Here is a 19248-nt window from a genome sequence, read left to right as displayed (position 1 = left end):
CGGACCCCGGGGCCAACTGAGCCCCTCCCCCGTCGGTCGCCTCACGGGGCCCGGCTCTGTGGCGAGAAACACCCCACCACCCGCCGGGGCGGCGGGAGGCCGGGCGACACCCCCGGGCCGCCCGCCGCGCATGACTGGACCCGCGGACACCCCGCGTCCGTCGCCGAGAGAGGAGCCGACCATGTCGCTCGACGTCACCCGGGCCGAGCCCCATCTGCATGAGCCCCACCTGCACGAGGCCCACCTGCACGAGGCCCGCCGGCGCCTGGAGCACGCCCGCGCCGCCCGGCTGGCTCAGCTGCGCGCCCTCGACGAGACCGGGCACAGCCCGGACGATCACCTGCTGGCCGCGCAGAGAGCCGCCATGGAACGGGCCCTCAAGGAGATCGACGACGCCTTCGCCCGGGTCGACGACGGCAGCTACGGGATCTGCGTGGGCTGCGCGAAGCCCGTTCCAGCGGAACGGCTCGAGATCCTCCCCTACACCCGCCACTGCGTCGCCTGCCAGCGCCGCACGGCCTGACCCGCCCCCGTACCGCCCTCCTCCGACCTGCCGCAAAGGGGTGATGTGGTGAACCACCAGACCATCGACCCGAGCACGACGCACCTGTCCGCCGAGGACCTCGCCGCGCTGCGGGAGAACCTCCACGAGCAGCGGCTGTTCCGCCGGGAGCAACTGCGCCTGCTCGCCGGACCGGCCACCTCCCGGGCCGAGGACCGGCTCCGGCAGCGGGCCGCCGCGCACGTCGAGGTCCGCGTCAAACTCGCCGCCTCAGCCCGCATGGTCCTCAACGACGTCGAATGTGCCCTCACCCGCATGGACGAGGGCACCTACGGCCGCTGCCACCTGTGCCGGCGCCCCATCGAACACGAACGGCTCATGATCGTGCCGCAGGCCCGCTACTGCGCGCGCTGCCAGCAGGTCAAGCAGGCACAGCCATGACCGGCGCCCAGGACCTGCCCGGCGACGGCGGCCGTCACCGGCCGTGGCCCGGGTGCCGGCGCTGCTGCGGCATCGCCCTCGACATGGGCAGCGCCCGCACGCGCGTCTGGCTCGCCGGCAAGGGCACGGTCGTCGACGTGCCCACCGTCACCTTTCCCGGCACCGGTGGGCTCCACCCGGTCCAGCGCGGCACCATCGTCGACACCTCGGGGTGCGCCCGGATGCTGCAGCGCCTCCTCGGCAACCGGCTGCCCCGGTTCACCCGCCCCATGGTCATCGTCACCACGCCCGTCCTGGGCGGTGTCGCCTACCGCACCCGGGCCCGCGCCGCGGCCGAGGTGCTGCGGCCCCGCAGCGTCCTGACCGTCCCCGGCGCCCGGAGCATCGCCCTGGCCGCCGACGCCGACCTGTCCCGGCCGCTGCTCGTGGTGGACATCGGCGCCCATCTCACGGAGGTGGTGCTGCTGTGCGACGGGGCCGTCACCGACGCGCACCGGACGGCGCTGGGCACCGGCGACCTCGGCGAGACGGCCGCGCCGGAGCAGATCGTCGAAGCGGTGGTCGCCATGCTGACCGCGATCCGCCGCCACGACCGCACTTCGCTCACCGCGGGAGCGTTGCGCCGCGGCGTCCTCCTGGCCGGCGGCGGAGCCCTGCGGCCGGAGATCACCTACCCGCTCACCGACCGTCTGAAGGCACCCGTGCACATCGTCCCCGCGCCGCACACCGCTGCGGTCCGGGGTGCCGCCAGGTTCCTGCAGGCCGCCCATTCCCATCCCTCTGCCGTCACCCACCCGCGGTAGGCCCGGCATCGGCGTCAGCGGGGGACGCCGAGTGTGTCCAGGAACTGGTGCATGACCTCCGGCGGCAGACCGGGGTTGCTCAACGCCCGGGAGGAGAGCGCCGGGTCCTCGCAGCTCTCCATGATCTGGTCGACCGGCAGGGCGGGGTGCGCGGCGGCCATGCCCCGCACCCATTCGTCGGGATCCGCGAGCAGCCGGACCAGCAGGTCGGCGGGGGCGTGCGGGTCGACTCCCACCAGCCGCCGCTTCTCGGGGTCCGGGTCGTCGGCGAAACGGCGGCCGGCGCCCGCGCGCGGGAAGTCGGCGTGGCCGAGCAGGGCGCCCTTGGTGATGACCCGGCAGTCCAGGTAGGTCCGCAGCACGACCTCGCCGTCCACCCCGGTGTGGTGCTCGCACAGGAGGAGCCGCACGGCGTAGTCGTCGTCCCGGGAGAGCAGTTCGACGGCGTCGGCGGGCAGGTGCGCACTGCAGGCGGCGCTGCGGCGCAGCAGGATGTTGGCCGACCGGGCGCATCGGCGCAGCACGTCGGGATCGGCGCACCGAAGCACCCACGCGACGGGGTACAGCCGGTCGGACGGGCCGATGGCGATGTCGACGGCGCCGCGTTCGGCCTCGGTCAGCTCGGGCCGCACCGACACCGCGAGCCGGACGCTGTGCGCCTCGTCGCCGGCCAGCTCGCGGACGAGGTCGCCGGGCAGATGGGGGTTGGCCGCCAGCTCACGCCGGTCCGACTCCGCGCAGCTCGCGGCGAGCCGCTCGGCGGTCGCCCTGCTCAGGGCCCCGTAGCGGATCACCTCGTGCCGTTCGAAGGGGCCGAGGTCCGCGTCGAGCAGGAGGTCGGTGCAGCGCGCGTCGTCGCGGCAGGCCTGCCGCATGGCTGCCAGGCGTACGTCGTCCACGGCGTCGTGGAGCAGACGGTGCCGGGCGTCCCCGGGGAGCAGGTCCCACACGCGGCATGCCGCCCGCCGCAGCTGCGCGTCGTCGTGGTCGGCGAGCAGGGCCACCAGTTCCGGCGCGGTGTGCCGGGAGTCGGCCGCGCACCCGCGCACCCCCGCGTCCTCGTCGGCGAGCAGCCGCTTCTGCGCGGACACGGGAAGCGGCTCCACGGGGATGCGGAACCCGCCGGGGCCGTGGGCGAGGACCGCGCGCACCCGCGGGTCGGGATCGTCGACGAGCCGGGCGCGCTGTTCCGGTGTCACCGAGGGGTTCTCGGCGAACGCCGATCTCAGCCTGCGATCGGGGTGGACGACGATCGCGTCGACCACCTCGTCCGGCAGCGCGCGCCAGGCCAGCACGTCCCACGCCGCGACGGCCTGCCGCGCCAGCAGCCGGAGCAGCACGTCGGCCGGCGCGGCCGGGTTCAGCGCGATGGCACGGATCGTCTCGCGGTCCGGACACGCGTCACACATGATTCCCCCTGATCCCCGTGAACCGCCTGATCCCCCAGGCTCACCCGCGGACGGCGCGGGCCCGCAGATTGTGCTGGTCACCTGCGTTCCAGGTCAACGCGGGCGGTCATGCGGGCGCCTGAGTTCCTTTCAGTACGCGATTGCGACGGCCATGGTGTCCGGGCGGCCCGCACGGGGGTACCCGGCGCCGGTGCGCACAGGCGCCAACGGGGCCCGGCAGCAGGAGCTTTCACGGGCCGACGGAGTGGAGGGCGGATGACGGTCGACCTGCTCGGTTTCCTCGGTGTCGTGCTGGTGGCGTACGTCGTGCCGGGCCCGGACTTCCTCGTGGTGGTCAGATCGGCGGCCGAGGACCCCGCGAAGGGCAGAGCGGCCGCGCTGGGTGCCCAGACCGGGCTGTGTGTGCACATGCTGGCCGCCGCGGCCGGCCTCTCCGTGATCGCCACCCGCTCACCCCTGGTGTACGCCGGGATCAAACTCATGAGGGCCGCCTACCTCGTGTATCTCGGTGTCCGGGCCGTGTTCGCCGCCCGCCGGGCCGCACGCGAGCGGCGCGACACGAACGGGACCACACCCGAGCCGCCGGAGACGGGCGGGCCCGGCCAGGGGCGGTTGCGGAGCGCATTCACCCAGGGGCTGCTCACCAACGTGCTCAACCCCAAAGCCGCCCTGTTCTTCCTCAGCGTCCTGCCGCAGTTCGTCGACGGTGACGACGCGATGACGCGGCAGATCCTCTTCCTCGGCGTGCTGGACGTCGTCATCGGCGTGGCCTACTGGTTCGCCCTGGTCGTGGTCGCCGCGCGTCTGCGCACCCTGCTCGACAGGCCGAGGGTCCGCCACCGCTGGGAGCTGACCACCGGCTGGCTGTTCATCGCCATCGGCGTCTCGGTCGCGGCCGTCGCCTGAGGGTTCGGCGGGGACACGGCTGGGCAAAGTCCAGAAATGTCATGAGCACGACTGCCCTTCCCCCACAAGGAGGTCGATCATGCACGTCCGTACGCTGACCGGCGGCCTCGCCGCCGCCTGCCTGGTGTCCCTGTCCCTGACGAGCGGCCAGGTCGCGGCCGCGGCCGAAGTCCCCGTCGCCGCGCGTGTCCTGACCTATGACGCCAGTGGCTCCGCGGAGTTCAAGAGCGCCGTCAACCGGGGCGCGGCGATCTGGAACGAGAGCGTCGACGCCGTCGAGCTACGGCCCGTCACGGCAGGACAGCGAGCGAACATCCGGGTCCTCGCCGACAACGGCTGGCCCCGCGCCCTGCCCGGCACCCTGGGCAACGGCACCGTGTACATCGGGCGCCAGGCCGTCGACCAGGGGTACGACACGATCCGTATCTCCGCGCACGAACTCGGGCACATCCTGGGCCTGCCGGACCGCAAGCCCGGTCCCTGTTCGAGCCTGATGTCCGGCTCCAGCGCGGGCACCGCCTGCACGAACCCGTACCCGAACGCCGCGGAGAAGGCAGAGGTCGAGGGCAACTTCGGCGGCGCACTCGCCGGGCCTGCACCGGCGGCGCGTGCGGGGGTGATCGTGGACTGACGCATCCGGGGTGACCGTGGACCGGCGCGCGCCGGGTCATCATGGACCGGCGCGGGCCGGGTGGTCGTATACCGGCGCGGGCCGGGTGGTCGTATACCGGCGCGCGCCGGGCGGCCGTAGACCGGCGCGGGTCGGGGTGATCGCGGACCGGCGTACGACACCGCGCGTGAGGAAGTGCCGCGCTTCGCGCGCCCCCTCGCCGGCGGCCGGTGGCGGGGCGGCTACGACGGCTGCCCCGCCACTCCGTGGTGCGGCGGGGCAGCAGGGCGAGTACCGGCGTACGGCCCCAGCGCCTCCGGTCACCCCAACCGGCTCATGCGCCCGGCACCGACATCAGCGCTCCGTGTGTCTCCTCGTCGGCGGCGGTCACGAGCCCACCACCGGCCGCCGCGAGCAGGGCACGTCGATCCCGGTGACGCCACAGCCGGCGGCCCGGCACGGCGCGATGCCGATCGCGAAGCGCACGCTGCCGGGCAGATAGGTGCCGTCGCTGACGTGTGCGGCCCGCTAGGATCCGCCGCCGACCCATCCCGCGGCGCCACGTTGACGGCGACCAGCATGTGGCCCCCCCCGCGTAGTTCGGCGTGCCGCACTGGGGGCCGGGCAGCCACGGACGTGCGGCGCCGGTGGTGCCCTGCTGTCCGTCCTCCTCCCCGAGCACCGGGGGTTCTCCCGCCGTGCGGCCCGCATGACGTCCGGGATCGCCTTCTCGGCCGCAGGTCGGCGGCGGTGGCGAAGTAGGCGAAGTCACCGGCCCCCTGGTCGATGCGGTCGAACCGTCGGCCGTAGGGAGGACCACGTCCGCGTCTGCCCCTGTCGAGGCACACGGGTGCCGTCCCCACGCCCCCTCCTCGAAAGGGCGTCGTGTCAGGGCGAACAGGCTGCCTGCCGTTCGGAGCCGCGCACCGCTGCCGCACAAGACCGGTGATATCGCCGGTCCGCGCGCGACGGCCCGCCCCTGACAGTGGCACGGCCAGCCCGACGGCGGTGCCCCACCGCGGGCACGCGGCGGACGCCCCAGGTCCCCGCGTGCCCGCGAACGGGCCGACCGCCACGACAGGAAGGACGATCCGTCGTGCGATTCCACCCCCACACCGACTCGCCCCCGCGCCCCGGCGGCTCCCTCGGACACGGTGCCCGGCGCAGGGCCGGACGACTGGCCGCGGCAGCCGCCGCGCTCGCCGTCGCCGTCTGCCTGGGCCCCCTGAACGGCCCGGGCGCCCACGCCGCGGACAACCCCTACGAGCGCGGCCCGGCTCCCACCGCCTCCGGCATCGAGGCGCCCCGCGGCCCGTACGCCGTGTCGCAGACGTCCGTCTCCGCGCTGTCCGTCACCGGGTTCGGCGGCGGCACCATCTACTACCCCACCACCACCGCCGACGGCACCTTCGGCGCCGTGGCCATCGCACCCGGCTACACCGCCTACGAGTCGTCCATCGCCTGGCTCGGGCCGCGCCTGGCCTCGCAGGGCTTCGTGGTGTTCACCATCGACACCCTCACCACGCTCGACCAGCCCGACTCCCGCGGCCGGCAACTGCTCACCGCCCTGGACCACCTCACCCAGCGCAGCTCCGTGCGGACGCGCGTCGATGCCTCACGCCTCGGCGTCATGGGCCACTCGATGGGCGGGGGCGGCACCCTGGAGGCCGCCAAGTCCCGTCCGGCGCTGCGGGCGGCGATCCCGCTGACCCCGTGGAACCTCGACAAGACCTGGCCCGAGGTCACCACGCCCACCCTGATCTTCGGAGCCGACGGCGACACCATCGCCCCGGTCGCCTCCCACGCCGAACCCTTCTACGCGGGGCTGTCCCCGTCCCTGGACCGGGCCTACCTGGAACTGAACTCGGCGACCCACTTCACGCCCAACTCGTCCAACACGACGATCGCGAAGTACAGCATTTCCTGGCTCAAGCGGTTCATCGACAACGACACCCGTTACGAGCAGTTCCTGTGCCCGCTGCCCCGGCCGAGCCTGACCATCGAGGAGTACCGGGGCAACTGCCCGCACGGCTCCTGACGTCCGGCGCCCCCGGCCGCTCGGCAGCCGGGGGGAGCGAGAACCGTGGGGCCGGCGGCGGATGCGGGCGACGCGTCCGCCGCCGTGCCGTGTGCGGCAGCACAGCCGAGGCGGCCCTCCGTTGGGCCGCCGCACCGTCCGCCTACCGGCCCGGCCCGCCCAACGCGCAGGTAGGGCGGTGGGTTCGCGTAGGGGGACGTCCGGACCACAGCCTTCCGGTGGTTCTTACGCGCAAGTAACCTCCGGGGAATGACCGCAGAGGGACAGCACGCGCGGACGGCTCCCGGCCGGGGGAGCCGACAGGGCCCGGACGCCACCCCGCCGACAGCCACCAACCGCGGGCACGCCGAACTGGAGCGCGGCAGGCGGCAGTTGTTCGACGGACCGGTGGGCGACGCGCACGAGACCCTGCTGCTCGCCGCGGCCCTGCTCGCCGTCGACGCCCCGGACAGGGCCGAGGCGGCACGCCTGTCTGCGGCGGACGCCGCCTGGGCGTCCGGCGACATCACCCTCTGCCTGAACACCCTCGACGACACGGACCCCGGCCTCCGCCTGGGCACTCTCGACGACACGGACCCCGGCCTCCGCCTGAGCACTCTCGACGACACGGACCCCGGCCTCCGCCTGAGCACTCTCGACGACACGGACCCCGGCTTCCGCCTGAGCACTCTCGACGACACGGACCCCGGCTTCCGCCTGAGCTCCCTCGACGACACGGGCCCCGGCCTCCGTTTGGGCTCCCTCGACGGTACGGACCGCACACTCCGTCTGGGTTCCCTCGGCGGTACGGACCCCGGCCTCCGCCTGAGCACTCTCGACGACACGGACCCCAGCCTCCGTCTGGGCTCCCTCGACGACACGGGCCCCGCCCTCCCCCTGAGCACTCTCGACGACACGGACCCCGCCCTCCCCCTGAGCACCCTCGGCGGTACGGACCCCGCCTCGGCCGGGGCTCACTGCGGCAGGTCGCCTTCCGGTGCGACCGGCGTCGTCCTCCCTTCCGCCGGGGGAGGGCGGCCCGGGCCGTCCGGAGCCGGGCGGGGGCCCGGCTGGGCCCCCGACCCGTTCCTGCGGGACTACCGCGACGGCATGCGTGCCCTACTGGCCCGGCGGCCGGAACTCGCCGCCGGACCGCTGCGGCGCGTACTGGACCGGGCCCGCCGCGACGACCGGCCGGAGCGGCTGCTGCGGGCCGCCGCCGCTGCCCTCCTCCTCGGGGACGTGCACGCGGCCCGCACCGCCGGCGCCCGTGCCCTCGCGGCCGCCCGCACCGCGCGGTGCGCCGCGTCCGAGGCGCGCGCCCTGGAGTACCTGGCCTACGGCGAACTGCGGGCCGGCCGCCACGCCCAGGCGCGCGCCCACGCGGAGGAGGGCGTGCGCGCCGCGCTGACGGCCGGGCACCGCAACACCGCGGCAAGCCACCACGCGATGCTCGCCCTGGCCGCTTCCATCGAGGGGGACACCGCCGCGGTCACCGGCCACGCCTCGGCCGCCCTGGACACGGCCCGCCGGCACGGCCTGGCCCAGGCCGCGACCCTCGCCGAGTGGGCCATCGCCCGGGCCGACCTGGCCCGCGGCCGGCCCCTCGACGCCGCCGACCGGCTCGGCCCGCTCGTCACCGCGGGCTCCCGGCGCGGTCACTTCGCCGTCTGGATGCTCGCCGTGCCCTGCTACGTGGAGGCCGCGGTCCTCGCCGGGGAGCCGCAGGACGCGCGCGGCGTGCTCGCCGACCTCGCTCGATGGGCGGCCTTCGGCGCCGACCCGCACGCCTGCGCCCAGCTCGCGCGCTGCCGCGCCCTGCTCGCCGCCGACGACCGTGAAGCCGACGACCGTGAAGCCGACGGCCTCTACCTGCGGGCCCTCGCCCTGCACGACGCATCGGGCGGTGAGTTCGAACGGGCCCGCACCGAGCTGCTGTACGGGCGATGGCTGAGGCGGCGTCGCAGACTGCGGGAGGCCCGCGGCCGGCTCGGAGCGGCGCTGGTCGGCTTCGAGCGCTGCGGCGCCGGCGCCTGGGCCGACCAGACGCGCGGCGAACTGCGCGCGGGCGGAGCCGCGTCCGCGCAGCAGCCGGCCACGACGCTGGGCCGGCTGACCCCACAGCAACTGCGCATCGCGCGGCACGTCGCCGAGGGCGCCACCAACAGGGAGGTGGCCCGGCGGCTGGCCGTCAGCACCCGCACGGTCGACTACCACCTGCGCAACGTCTTCGCCGTGCTCGGCGTGCGCTCCCGCATCGAGCTCGCCCGCATGGTCGACCGCGAGCTCCGCTGAAGGCGGCCCGGCACCGGCGGCACCGCTCCGAGAAGAAGACGCCGCACGACCCTGGGGACCGACCGGACGGTATGTCATCCTTCGGAGCAGCACCACGCGGGTGACGACGGCCGGACGGGCAGCGCACCCGCCGGACGCCGCTGCGCCCGGACGGCGCCGGGCGCGGCCGGAAGGCCGCAGTCGGGGGAGGACCGCCATGCACCCTGCCGCACGCACACGTACGACGTTCCGCACCGGGCCGACGCAGATCCCGCAGCCGCGCTCACGCCGGATCCGGTCGCTGATCGACGCCGACGCGCTGCGCGTCCTGCACCGGGCCGCCCGGGTCCTGCTCGACGACCTGCCGGATCTGACCGACCGGCTGCTGGCGGTCCTGGGCGAGCAGGAACCGGCGTACCGGACCTGCCTGGAGAACGACCGCACCGCCACCTGGCAGGAGGTGTACGGCTCGCTGCGGCACAGCGTGACCTCGCTGCTCGACCCGCGTGGCGCCCGTGAGGCCGCCCACCGCTGCACCTGGCGGATCGGCGTCACCCGGGCCGAGCAGGGACTGCCGCTGGACGCGCTGCTGCACGCGTTCCGGCTGGGCGGGTCCCTGGTGTGGCAGCGGCTGGTGGAGGAGACCACCCGCGCGCAACCCGAGGACGTCCGGCTCCTCGTGCACGTGGCCACCGACGTGTGGAACTTCGTCGACGAGCACTGCACCCTCGTCGCGGACGCCTACCGGCAGGCCGAACGGCAGCTCGCCTGGCGACGCGAGAACCGGGTGCGCCTGCTGGCGGCGGCCCTCCTGGACGGCACCAGCCGGATCGCGGACCTCCCCGAGACCGCCGAGAGCCTGGGCCTGCCGGAACACGGCCGGTACGTCGTCGTCGCGGTCACCGGCGGCCGGCCCCCGCACCTCCCGGGCACCCGGGCCGTCGCACTGCCGCCCGGCCGGACCGTCCACTGGCATCCGGGAGCGGAGGTGGACTACGGCATCGTCCTGGTCGCCGACAGGGGCGGCGAGGACGACGCCACGGCACCGGACCTCACCTGCGACGGCCCGGCGGGACAGCGCATCGGCGTCGGCAGCGCCGTGACGGGACTGGCCGCGGTCGGCGACGCCCGGCGCCTGGCCGATCTCGCCCTGGGCCTCTGCCCGCCCGAAGGCGGCACGGTCCGGCTCACCGACCGCCTGCCCGAGGCGCTGGTCGTCTCCTGCCCCGAGCTCGGCGCGGCCCTCACCGAGCGGACCCTCGGCCCCCTGCTCCGGCTCGAACCGGCCGACCGGGACGTCCTGCTGGACACCTTGGCCGCCTGGTTCGCCTGCGAGGGCTCCGCCCAGCGGGCCGGCGAGCGGCTGTACTGCCACCGCAACACGGTCCTGAACCGGCTGCGCCGCTGCGAGCAGCTCACCGGCCGCTCACTGGCCCGCCCCCACGACGTGGTCGAGATCGCCCTCGCCCTGACGGCACGCCGACTGCTGCACGGCTGAGGCCCGCTCCCCGGAAGGGGCCTGGGCAGCCGCACAATCCCCGCCGTCCCCCGTTGGGACCGCGCAGCCACCCGGACGGAACTGCTGTACCGCCCGCCCGGGCCCGTGCTGTCGTGGGCTGCCCCGCCCCCGAAGCCCCCGCCCCCGAAGCCCCCGTGCCCGACGGCACGGACCCGAGGAGCCGTGATGCCCGAAGCACCACCGGACGCAGAGCACGCCCTGCACGTCGAGGGCCTCGACGTGACCTACGGCCGTGCCGTGTCCGCCCTTCGTTCCGTGTCCCTGACCGTCCCGCACGGCACGGTCGTCGCCCTCCTCGGCGCCAACGGGGCCGGCAAGACGACCCTGCTGCGGGCGGTGTCCGGCACCCTGCGCCTGCACCGCGGCGCGGTGACGGCCGGCCGTATCCGCTACGGCGCTACGGAACTCGACGGGCGCGACCCGGTCGCCGCCGTGCGCGCCGGTGTCGTCCAGGTCCCCGAGGGGCGCCGGGTCTTCGCCGGACTCACCGTCGACGAGAACCTGCGCTCCGGCGGACTCGGCCTCGGGCGACGCCGCCCGCACCAGGTCGCCGAGGCCCGGGACCGGGTCTTCACGCTCTTCCCGCGCCTGGCCGAACGCACCCGGCAGACAGCGGGTCTGCTCTCCGGCGGCGAGCAGCAGATGCTCGCCATCGGCCGGGCCCTCATGGCCGCGCCCCGCCTGCTCCTGCTCGACGAGCCCTCCCTGGGCCTCGCACCGCAGATGGTGTACCGGATCGCCGAGGTCGTGCGCGAGATCAACGCCCAGGGCACCGCCGTCCTGCTCGTCGAGCAGAACGCGGGCATGGCGCTGTCCCTCGCGGACACCGCCCACGTGCTGGAGGTCGGCGAGGTCCGGCTGTCCGGACCCGCGGACGCACTCGCCCGCACGGACGCCGTGAAACGGCTGTACCTGGGAGAACCCACCGAGGAACAGGACGGGACCGCGCCCGGCGCCGGGACCGGCGAGGGGCAGGGAGCCGCGTGACCACCCGCACCACCGCACCGCCCGAACTCGCCGTGACCGACGTGACCGTCCGCTTCGCCGGTCTCACCGCCCTGGACGCGGTGTCCTTCACCGTCGCGCCCGGCACCGTCCACGCGCTCATCGGACCCAACGGAGCGGGCAAGTCCACCTGCTTCAACGTGCTGTCGGGCCTGTGCCGCCCGGCCGCGGGCACCGTTCGGCTCGGAGAGACCGAACTCACCCGGCTCGCACCGCACCGCATCGCCGCCCTCGGCGTGGCCCGCACCTTCCAGAACATCGTCACCACCGGGGGCACCGTCGCCGACAACCTGATGCTCGGCCGCCACGCCCTGTCCCGCGCCGGGTTCGTCGCCGGCGCGCTGCGTCTGCCGCACGCGCGGCGAGAACAACGCGAACACCTCGCCCGGGCCCGCGAGATCGCCGAACTGACCGGCCTGGGGCGGCACTTCGACAGCCCCGTCGCGCCGCTGTCCTACGGCGACCGCAAGCGCGTGGAGTTCGCCCGGGCCCTCTGTCTGGAGCCCAGTGTGCTGCTGCTGGACGAGCCGGTCGCCGGGATGAACGCCGCCGAGCGCGCCCGGACGGTCGAGGTCCTGCACGCCGTACGCGCCGAACTCGGCCTGTCCGTCGTGCTGGTGGAGCACGACATGGGTCTGGTGATGCGGCTCGCCGACGAGGTCACCGTCCTCGACTTCGGCCGCGCCATCGCGCACGGCACCCCGGACGAGGTCCGGGGCGACCCCGAGGTGCTGCGCGCCTATCTCGGCACCGGCGCCGAACAGGAGGACGCGGCATGACCACCCTCCTGGACAACGTCTTCAACGGCCTCGCGCTCGGCGCGGTCTACGCCCTCGTCGCCCTCGGCTTCGTCATCATCTTCAAGGCCTCCGGCGTGATGAACTTCGCCCACGGCTCCCTGCTCCTGCTCGGCGGCTACCTCACCGCCGTACTCCACGACGACCTCGGTTTCGCGGGGGCGCTCGCGGTGTCCGTCCTGGTGACGGCGGCGGTGGCCGGGGCCATGGACCGGTTCCTGCTCCAGGCCGGCGGGGCGGACCCGCACAGCGCGCACGTGCAGACCATCGTCACCATCGGCGTCGACATCCTCGTCCTCACCGACCTGTCGCGACGCATCGGCGGTGACCTGCTCTCGCTCGGCGACCCCTGGGGCGACGCGGTCAGCGGGCTGGGGCCGGTCACGGTCGCGGACAGCCGGATCGCCGCGATCGTGGTCTCCACCGCGGTCATCGCCGGTGTCTTCGCCCTGTTCCGGTACACCTCGTGGGGCCTGTCGCTGCGTGCCGCGGCCGAGGACGTCGAGGCCGCCTCCCTGATGGGCGTGCGACTGGTGCGGGTGCGCATGCTGGCCTGGTGCCTGGCCGGAGCGCTGGCCGCGCTGGCGGCCGTCTTCCTCGCCGCGTTCCCCGCGCCCGGACTGGAGCGCACGACGGGACAGATCGCCCTGAAGGCGTTCCCGGCGGCGATCCTCGGCGGAATGGCCTCCCCGCCCGGCGCCCTCGCGGGCAGCCTGCTGATCGGCATGACCGAGGCCCTCGTCGCCGGCTACCAGTCCGAACTGCACGTCCTGGGCGAGGGGTTCGGCGACGTCGCCCCCTATGCGGTGATGCTGGTGGTGCTGCTGGTGCGGCCCACCGGGCTGTTCGGCGGAAAGGCGGCGGTCCGTGTCTGAGCGTCTCTCCCACGCCCGTACGTTCCCTGCGGTCCGGCTCGGCCGGATCCTCGCGACCGTCGCCGTCCTGTGCGCACTGCCCTTCTACCTCGACGCGTTCTGGCTGCGCATCGGCCTGTTCTCGATGGCGGCGGCCGTCGGCGCGATCGGCCTCGGCCTGCTGTCCGGCACAGCGGGTCAGCTCTCCCTCGGCCACGCCTTCTTCCTGGCCGTGGGCGCCTACGGTTACGTGTGGCTGGCCGGTGAGCCCGGCCCCGGCCTGCCGACCGGTGTGGCCGCCGTCCTCGCGGTCCTGCTCGCCGGGGCGGCCGGCGGACTGTTCAGCCCCGTCGCCGGGCGGGTGCGCGGCGTCTACCTGGGTGTCGCGACCCTGGCCCTGGTGTTCCTCGGCCACCACGTCCTGCTGACCGCGGACTCCGTCACCGGTGGCTTCAACGGCCGCTCGGTCCCCCCGCTGGAACTGGGCGGCTTCTCCTTCTCCTCGGATGCCTGACTGACCGTGCTCGGCGTGCCGTTCGGCGCCGAGGAACGGCTCTGGTACCTGGGACTCGCCCTGTTCGCGCTCACCTGGTTCACCGCCCGCGGGCTGCTCCGCGGCCGTTCCGGACGGGCCCTGGTGGCGCTGCGCGACAGCGAGACCGCGGCCGCGGTGATGGGCGTGGACGTCGCCCGCCACCGCTCCGCCGCCTTCGTCGTCTCGTCGATGTACGCGGGCCTGGCAGGGGTGCTGCTCGCCCTCTCCTTCCGCCGCGTGGTGCCCGACTACTTCGGCCTCGTCCTGTCGGTCGACTACCTCGCCATGATCGTCATCGGCGGGCTCGGGTCGGTCGCCGGAGCCGCGGCCGGCGCGGTCTTCGTCACGGCGCTGCCCCTGCTGATGACCCGCTACGCCGACCGGCTCCCCCTGGTGGCCGCCCCCGGCACCACCGACGGAACGGTCGGCCCGACCGAGGCCGCCCGCTACCTCTACGGCGCGGCGATCGTCCTGATCCTCCTCTTCGCCCCCGACGGACTGCACGGCCTGGTCCGCCGTCTGCGGACACGCCTCGGCGGCCGCCGAGGCGCACCACCACCCTCGAACGCCACCTCCCCGACACCCTCACCCGCGTCAGCCGCACGAGCCAAGGAGCCCACCCCGTGAAGCCCACGCCCCACCCCACGCACCGCACACGCCCCACTCGGCTCCTGGCCACGGCCCTCGCGGCCCTCCTCCTGACCGCCACCGGATGCAGCTCCAAGGCGGACTCCGCCGGTACCGGCGGCGACGGCGCCGACGGCACGAAAACCGGACCCGGAGTCACCGACAAGACCATCAGACTCGGCGCGCTGACCGACCTCACCGGCCCCTACGCCACCCTCGGCAAGAGCATCGTGCAGGCCCAGCAGATGTGGGCGGACGAGGTCAACGCCCGCGGCGGCATCTGCGACCGGCGCGTGGAGATCGTCGTCAAGGACCACGGCTACGACGTCCAGAAGGCCGTCACGGCCTACGCCGACCTGTCCGCGGACGTCGTGGCCCTGCCCCAGGTCATCGGCTCACCGGTGATGGCCGCGCTGCTCGACGACATCGAGCGGGACAAGGTCCTCACCTTCCCGCAGGCCTGGGCCGCCTCCCTGCTCGACCGGGACGCGGTCCAGGTCCTGGGCACCACCTACGACATCGACATGATCGCCGCCGTCGACTTCCTCACCCGCAAGAAGGGGCTCGGCAAGGGTGACACGATCGGCCACGTCTACTTCGAGGGCGACTACGGCGCGAACGCGCTGGAGGGCTCCCGGTGGGCCGCGAAGAAGGCCGGTCTGAAGGTCGCCGCCCAGAAGATCAAGGCGACCGACACCGACCTGTCCGCGCAGGTCTCGGCCCTGCGCAAGGCGGGCGTCAAGGCGGTCCTCATCAGCGCGGGACCGGCCCAGACGGCGTCACTGGTCGGGGTCGCGGCGTCGCGCGGCCTGAAGGTGCCGGTCGTCAGCAGCGCTCCCGGCTACGCCCCGCAGCTGATGAAGACACCGGCCGCCCCCGCCCTGGCGGCCCTGCTGAACGTGGTCAGTTCCGCGCCCGCGGTCAGCTCGGACCTGGCCGGCGTGCGCAAGATGGTCGCCGCGTACCAGAAGAAGTACCCGGGCTCCCTCGTCGACTCCGGCGTCCTGTCCGGCTACAACGCCGCCCAGCTGATGGGCCGTGACCTGCGAAAGGCCTGCGAGAACGGCAGCCTCGCCCGCGAGGACGTCGTCAAGGCCCACCGCTCCCAGGCCGCCGTCGACGTCGGCCTCGGCACCGCCCAGGACTTCTCCGACAAGTCCCGCCCGGCCAGCACCTCGACCTGGGTGCACAAGCCGGACGCCAAGGCGGTGGGGGCCGCGGTGAACGTGGAGAAGGCCCACACCGCGCCAGGAGTCGAGCAGTACCTGGACTCCCGGGCCCGGTGAGCCCTGCCCGGCGTGGATGGGGCCCGCCCGCACACCCGGGAGGCATGCTGATGCGGTGACCGGCGTACGCGCACCGCGACGGCCGTGCCGACCGCGGGTGAAGGGGCATCGTGTGGTGGACGACCGTCGAGCGGAGGAGCCGCCCGACGAGGGCGCCGGTGTCCTGGTGGACCGTCTGAAGGAGCGGATCTACGCCACCATCACGATGATCGCGGTGGTGGTCGGTCTGTCCCTGGGCGAAGTGGGTCCCCCCGGGGCCGTCGCCACCGTCATCACGACCGCGCTGGGCCTGTGGCTGGCGGCGCTCGTCGCCGACCAGCAGGCACACCGCACGGTCCACGGCCGTCTCGCGACGGGCCACGAGTTGCGCCGCATGCTGTACGTCAGCAGTCCGCTGCTGTCGTGCGCCGTGGGCCCGGGTGTGCTGATCGCCCTGGCCGCGCTGGACGTCCTCACGCTGCACACCGCGCTGCTGGCAGCGGCGGGAGTGGAGGTCGTCTCCCTCTTCCTGTGGGGCTGTCTGGGCGGACTGCGTCTGGGCGGCGGCGTGGCCTGGGCGGTGGTGGCGGGACTGCTGGACGCGGTGATCGGTGTGGCGGTCGCCCTGGTCAAGGCCGCGGCCGGGCACTGAGGACCATCAGCGCGTCCTCCACAGCCGCCACCATGGCGAAGGGGAACCGGTCGAGCTCCAGACACAGGGCGACGTCATCGGGGTGCGTTCCCAGCCGTACCCCCTGCGTCAACTCGGCAGCCGCGCGTGATGCACGGGCCCGGCGGAGGTACTCCGCCGCGTCCGCTCCCGTCCCGGCGGCCCTTCGTGCGATGTACTGGGCGCACGCCAGGTCTTCAGCGGCCCGCCCGCCTTCGCCGGTGACCACGAAGGTGACGCTCCGGCTCCCGCGTGTCCGCAGGAGCCGGGCCGTCGCCTCCGCCACCGCGAAACTGGCGCACAACACCAGCGAAGCCTCCTTCACCGCGAGGGCGCCGACCGTCCCCGCCGTGGTCTTCTGCACGACGGTGCGTCCGCCGAGGTCCATGGACCGCAGCAGACCGGGGGAGTTGACGGTGTCGAACCCCGGAGCGGGCGGGCCGTCCTTGAGAGCCACCCAGTCCGGATGCGCGGCCTTGAGCGCCAGGGCATCGTCCAGCGACTCGGCGAGAACGATCCGCTCCGCCCCCCGGCCGAAGGCCCACGCGGCCACCGTGAAGGCGCGCATGACGTCGACGACCACCGCTACGGACGGGCTTTCGGTCACGTCGGCGATACCGGCGAAACGAGCATCCATCCGCCCATGATCGCGTATGCCCGCCCGTCCACCCACGCGCCCGTCGTACGAGCTGACGCAGGACTGCGACACCCGCGGCCCTCACCGCCACAGCCGCCGTCCCCGCCGCCCGCAGCGCCGTACGACGTCTGCGCGGGACCTGGCCGGGCACCCGGTACCACCTGACACCGCACCCCCACCGGAAAGGTCAGCACCATGTCGATGAAGGTCTCCGACCACATCCTGCAGCGCCTGCGTGCATGGGAGGTCGAGCACGTCTTCGCCTACCCCGGAGACGGCATCAACGGACTGCTCGCCGCCTGGGGACGGGCCGACAACATGCCCGAGTTCGTTCAGTCCCGGCACGAGGAGATGTCCGCCTTCGAGGCCGTCGGCTACGCCAAGTTCTCCGGCCGGGTCGGCGTGTGCGCCGCGACCTCCGGGCCCGGCGCCATCCACCTCCTCAACGGCCTGTACGACGCCAAACTCGACCATGTGCCCGTCGTCGCGATCGTGGGGCAGACCAACCGCAGCGCGATGGGCGGCTCCTACCAGCAGGAGGTCGACCTGCTGAGCCTCTACAAGGACGTCGCCTCGGACTACTGCGAGATGGTCACCGTGCCGGAGCAGCTGCCCAACGTGCTCGACCGGGCCATGCGCACCGCCCTGGCACGCCGCTCCGTGACGGCCGTCATCATCCCGGCCGACGTGCAGGAACTCGACTACTCCGCTCCGGGACACGCCTTCAAGATGGTGCCCTCCAGCCTGGGCATGTCCCAGTACGCCCCGGTGCCCGCCGAAGCCGACGTCGAGCGCGCCGCCGAGGTGCTGAACGCCGGAGAGAAGGTCGCCCTCCTCATCGGACAGGGTGCTCGCGGGGCCCGCCAGGAGGTCATGGAGGTCGCCGACCGGCTGGGCGCCGGCGTGGCCAAGGCGCTCCTCGGCAAGGACGCGCTCGACGACGACCTCCCCTATGTCACCGGCGCGATCGGCCTCCTGGGCACGCGCCCGTCGTACGAGCTGATGCAGGACTGCGACACCCTGCTGGTCGTCGGTTCCAGCTTCCCCTACACGCAGTTCCTGCCCGAGTTCGGTCAGGCGCGGGCCGTCCAGATCGACATCGACCCGCACATGGTCGGCCTGCGCTACCCCTTCGAGGTCAACCTCGTCGGTGACGCCCGCGCGACCCTGCGGCGGCTGCTGCCGCACCTGCGGCAGGCCGGGAACGACGGCTGGCGCAAGACGATCGAGAAGAACACCGCCCGCTGGTGGGAGGTCATGGAGCGGCGCGCCGCGGTGGACGCCGACCCGATCAACCCCGAGTACGTGGCCCACACCCTGAACGGCCTGCTGCCCGACGACGTGATCCTGGCCGCGGACTCCGGCTCCGCCGCCAACTGGTACGCACGCCACCTGCGGCTGCGTGGCGGCATGCGCGGCTCGCTCTCCGGCACGCTCGCCACGATGGGCCCCGGCGTGCCCTACGTGATCGGGGCGAAGTTCGCACACGGGGACCGCCCCGCCATCGCCCTCGTGGGTGACGGGGCGATGCAGATGAACGGACTCGCCGAGCTGATCACCATCGCCAAGTACTGGCAGCAGTGGGAGGACCCGCGCCTGGTGGTGGCCGTGTTCAACAACCAGGACCTCAACCAGGTCACCTGGGAGATGCGCGCCATGTCCGGCGCCCCGCAGTTCCTGCCCTCCCAGTCCCTGCCCGACGTCGCCTACGCCGACTTCGCGCGCTCGCTCGGGCTGAACGGGATGCGGGTGGAGAAGCCGCAGGACGTCCGGAGCGCGTGGGAGGCGGCGCTGGCGGCCGACCGGCCTTTCGTGCTGGACTTCCGCACCGACCCCGCCGTGCCGCCCATCCCGCCGCACGCCTCCCTCGACCAGATCGAGGCCGCCGCGGCGTCCGTGCTCAAGGGCGACAGCGACCGCACCGCGATGGTCCGTCAGGGCTTCAAGGCCAAGGTCCAGGAGATGCTGCCCGGCAGCCGGCACCGCGAGGACCGACCCGGCGCGGGAGAGGAGCGGTGACCGACGCGGCGGTGCTACGTCCCCGCGGCCGCGGCACGGGTCGTCGACGGCCTGCCCGCCGGTGTCGTCGCCGGCTGCCGCGTCTTCGACGTGCCGCGCCTGAACGAGGCCATGTACCGGGCCCCTAGCCGCGCTGGTCGACGAGCCTGCCGAACGACAGCATGCACGACGGGCAGTGACGGTCCGTCTCCGCCGGCTCGGTCGCGGTCGGTTCGAGGGGCACGCCGCAGAGCGCCACCGTGCCGTTCTTGGCCTTCACGTGCCAGACGAAGGTCGTGCCGGGTTCGTCGAGGCCGGTGCACATCTCGTACATGCTTCCCCCATGGGACGGACGACTCTCCGAACAGCACAACGCATC

The 19248-nt window shown here is 74.0% G+C and carries 17 protein-coding genes and 2 pseudogenes; 15 read left to right on the top strand and 4 right to left on the bottom strand.

The window, feature by feature from the left end:
• Positions 1–181 precede the first annotated feature (181 nt).
• From ACFV20_RS34095 to ACFV20_RS34085, 3 genes are read left to right on the top strand one after another with little or no spacing between them, the layout of a single operon-like run.
• Positions 182–523: a TraR/DksA family transcriptional regulator gene (locus ACFV20_RS34095; RefSeq protein WP_385664249.1), complete on the top strand. Its 342-nt coding sequence runs from the start codon at positions 182–184 to the stop codon at positions 521–523.
• A gap of 45 nt (positions 524–568) precedes the next feature.
• The gene (locus ACFV20_RS34090; protein WP_385664246.1) at positions 569–943 is read left to right on the top strand and encodes a TraR/DksA family transcriptional regulator; all 375 of its coding nucleotides are present in this window, start codon (positions 569–571) and stop codon (positions 941–943) included.
• Positions 940–1746: a rod shape-determining protein gene (locus ACFV20_RS34085; protein WP_385664244.1), complete on the top strand. Its 807-nt coding sequence runs from the start codon at positions 940–942 to the stop codon at positions 1744–1746. The genes ACFV20_RS34090 and ACFV20_RS34085 overlap by 4 nt, the downstream gene beginning before the upstream one ends.
• A gap of 14 nt (positions 1747–1760) precedes the next feature.
• On the opposite strand, the gene ACFV20_RS34080 is transcribed toward ACFV20_RS34085, so the two are convergent.
• Positions 1761–3155, bottom strand: a complete 1395-nt coding sequence (locus ACFV20_RS34080; RefSeq protein WP_385664241.1) for a hypothetical protein — start codon at positions 3153–3155, stop codon at positions 1761–1763.
• 255 nt (positions 3156–3410) lie between these two features.
• Here ACFV20_RS34080 and ACFV20_RS34075 point away from each other — a divergent pair, with 255 nt between their 5' ends.
• Positions 3411–4061 (top strand): LysE family translocator, encoded by a 651-nt coding sequence (locus tag ACFV20_RS34075; RefSeq protein ID WP_385664238.1) that lies wholly within the window; start codon positions 3411–3413, stop codon positions 4059–4061.
• Between the two features lie 79 nt (positions 4062–4140).
• Entirely contained in the window at positions 4141–4692 is a 552-nt protein-coding gene (locus tag ACFV20_RS34070) for a snapalysin family zinc-dependent metalloprotease (RefSeq protein ID WP_385664235.1), read from the top strand.
• Between the two features lie 313 nt (positions 4693–5005).
• Here ACFV20_RS34070 and ACFV20_RS34065 read toward each other — a convergent pair.
• Positions 5006–5534 (bottom strand): annotated as a pseudogene (locus ACFV20_RS34065) (hypothetical protein).
• A 233-nt stretch (positions 5535–5767) separates the two neighbouring features.
• On the opposite strand from ACFV20_RS34065, the gene ACFV20_RS34060 reads away from it, so the two are divergent.
• From ACFV20_RS34060 to ACFV20_RS34020, 9 genes and pseudogenes are all read left to right on the top strand, one after another.
• Positions 5768–6709: a dienelactone hydrolase family protein gene (locus tag ACFV20_RS34060; RefSeq protein ID WP_385664232.1), complete on the top strand. Its 942-nt coding sequence runs from the start codon at positions 5768–5770 to the stop codon at positions 6707–6709.
• 249 nt (positions 6710–6958) lie between these two features.
• On the top strand, positions 6959–8983 hold the full coding sequence (locus ACFV20_RS34055) for a LuxR C-terminal-related transcriptional regulator (protein ID WP_385664230.1): 2025 nt from the start codon (positions 6959–6961) through the stop codon (positions 8981–8983).
• A gap of 196 nt (positions 8984–9179) precedes the next feature.
• Entirely contained in the window at positions 9180–10460 is a 1281-nt protein-coding gene (locus tag ACFV20_RS34050) for a PucR family transcriptional regulator (RefSeq protein WP_385664227.1), read from the top strand.
• 186 nt (positions 10461–10646) lie between these two features.
• A complete protein-coding gene (locus ACFV20_RS34045) occupies positions 10647–11468 on the top strand; it encodes an ABC transporter ATP-binding protein (protein ID WP_385664224.1) in 822 nt (273 codons plus the stop codon).
• Positions 11465–12265, top strand: a complete 801-nt coding sequence (locus ACFV20_RS34040; protein WP_385664221.1) for an ABC transporter ATP-binding protein — start codon at positions 11465–11467, stop codon at positions 12263–12265. The genes ACFV20_RS34045 and ACFV20_RS34040 overlap by 4 nt, the downstream gene beginning before the upstream one ends.
• The gene (locus ACFV20_RS34035; RefSeq protein ID WP_385664219.1) at positions 12262–13158 is read left to right on the top strand and encodes a branched-chain amino acid ABC transporter permease; all 897 of its coding nucleotides are present in this window, start codon (positions 12262–12264) and stop codon (positions 13156–13158) included. Before ACFV20_RS34040 ends, ACFV20_RS34035 begins: the two co-directional genes overlap by 4 nt.
• Before the next feature lie 46 nt (positions 13159–13204).
• Positions 13205–14299 (top strand): annotated as a pseudogene (locus ACFV20_RS34030) (branched-chain amino acid ABC transporter permease).
• Positions 14296–15585: an ABC transporter substrate-binding protein gene (locus ACFV20_RS34025; RefSeq protein WP_385664217.1), complete on the top strand. Its 1290-nt coding sequence runs from the start codon at positions 14296–14298 to the stop codon at positions 15583–15585. The pseudogene ACFV20_RS34030 and the gene ACFV20_RS34025 overlap by 4 nt, the downstream one beginning before the upstream one ends.
• Before the next feature lie 112 nt (positions 15586–15697).
• The gene (locus tag ACFV20_RS34020; RefSeq protein ID WP_385664215.1) at positions 15698–16216 is read left to right on the top strand and encodes a hypothetical protein; all 519 of its coding nucleotides are present in this window, start codon (positions 15698–15700) and stop codon (positions 16214–16216) included.
• On the opposite strand, the gene ACFV20_RS34015 is transcribed toward ACFV20_RS34020, so the two are convergent.
• Positions 16194–16871 carry a 2-phosphosulfolactate phosphatase gene (locus ACFV20_RS34015; protein WP_385664212.1) on the bottom strand — a complete coding sequence of 226 codons (678 nt, stop codon included), beginning with the start codon at positions 16869–16871 and terminating at the stop codon, positions 16194–16196. The two genes, ACFV20_RS34020 and ACFV20_RS34015, sit on opposite strands and share 23 nt — an antisense overlap.
• 195 nt (positions 16872–17066) lie before the next feature.
• Here ACFV20_RS34015 and ACFV20_RS34010 point away from each other — a divergent pair, with 195 nt between their 5' ends.
• Positions 17067–18890, top strand: a complete 1824-nt coding sequence (locus ACFV20_RS34010; protein WP_385664210.1) for a thiamine pyrophosphate-requiring protein — start codon at positions 17067–17069, stop codon at positions 18888–18890.
• A 124-nt stretch (positions 18891–19014) separates the two neighbouring features.
• Here ACFV20_RS34010 and ACFV20_RS34005 read toward each other — a convergent pair whose 3' ends face one another.
• A complete protein-coding gene (locus tag ACFV20_RS34005; RefSeq protein WP_385664207.1) occupies positions 19015–19203 on the bottom strand; it encodes a hypothetical protein in 189 nt (62 codons plus the stop codon).
• Positions 19204–19248: the final 45 nt, after the last annotated feature.

It is taken from the genome of Streptomyces sp. NPDC059696 (genome assembly GCF_042733745.1).
GTDB lineage: Bacteria > Actinomycetota > Actinomycetes > Streptomycetales > Streptomycetaceae > Streptomyces.
The sequence above is the reverse complement of the archived record's forward strand: the minus strand, read 5'-3'. Positions and strand labels throughout refer to the sequence as shown.

What these genes read in the sequence shown, in the direction of transcription:
- ACFV20_RS34075 (WP_385664238.1), top strand. Translation starts at nt 3,411, where the DNA reads ATGACGGTCGACCTGCTCGGTTTCCTCGGTGTCGTGCTGGTGGCGTAC.
- ACFV20_RS34010 (WP_385664210.1), top strand. Translation starts at nt 17,067, where the DNA reads ATGTCGATGAAGGTCTCCGACCACATCCTGCAGCGCCTGCGTGCATGG.
- ACFV20_RS34085 (WP_385664244.1), top strand. Translation starts at nt 940, where the DNA reads ATGACCGGCGCCCAGGACCTGCCCGGCGACGGCGGCCGTCACCGGCCG.
- ACFV20_RS34055 (WP_385664230.1), top strand. Translation starts at nt 6,959, where the DNA reads ATGACCGCAGAGGGACAGCACGCGCGGACGGCTCCCGGCCGGGGGAGC.
- ACFV20_RS34005 (WP_385664207.1), bottom strand. Translation starts at nt 19,203, where the DNA reads ATGTACGAGATGTGCACCGGCCTCGACGAACCCGGCACGACCTTCGTC.
- ACFV20_RS34095 (WP_385664249.1), top strand. Translation starts at nt 182, where the DNA reads ATGTCGCTCGACGTCACCCGGGCCGAGCCCCATCTGCATGAGCCCCAC.
- ACFV20_RS34015 (WP_385664212.1), bottom strand. Translation starts at nt 16,871, where the DNA reads ATGGATGCTCGTTTCGCCGGTATCGCCGACGTGACCGAAAGCCCGTCC.
- ACFV20_RS34070 (WP_385664235.1), top strand. Translation starts at nt 4,141, where the DNA reads ATGCACGTCCGTACGCTGACCGGCGGCCTCGCCGCCGCCTGCCTGGTG.
- ACFV20_RS34050 (WP_385664227.1), top strand. Translation starts at nt 9,180, where the DNA reads ATGCACCCTGCCGCACGCACACGTACGACGTTCCGCACCGGGCCGACG.
- ACFV20_RS34045 (WP_385664224.1), top strand. Translation starts at nt 10,647, where the DNA reads ATGCCCGAAGCACCACCGGACGCAGAGCACGCCCTGCACGTCGAGGGC.
- ACFV20_RS34035 (WP_385664219.1), top strand. Translation starts at nt 12,262, where the DNA reads ATGACCACCCTCCTGGACAACGTCTTCAACGGCCTCGCGCTCGGCGCG.
- ACFV20_RS34080 (WP_385664241.1), bottom strand. Translation starts at nt 3,155, where the DNA reads ATGTGTGACGCGTGTCCGGACCGCGAGACGATCCGTGCCATCGCGCTG.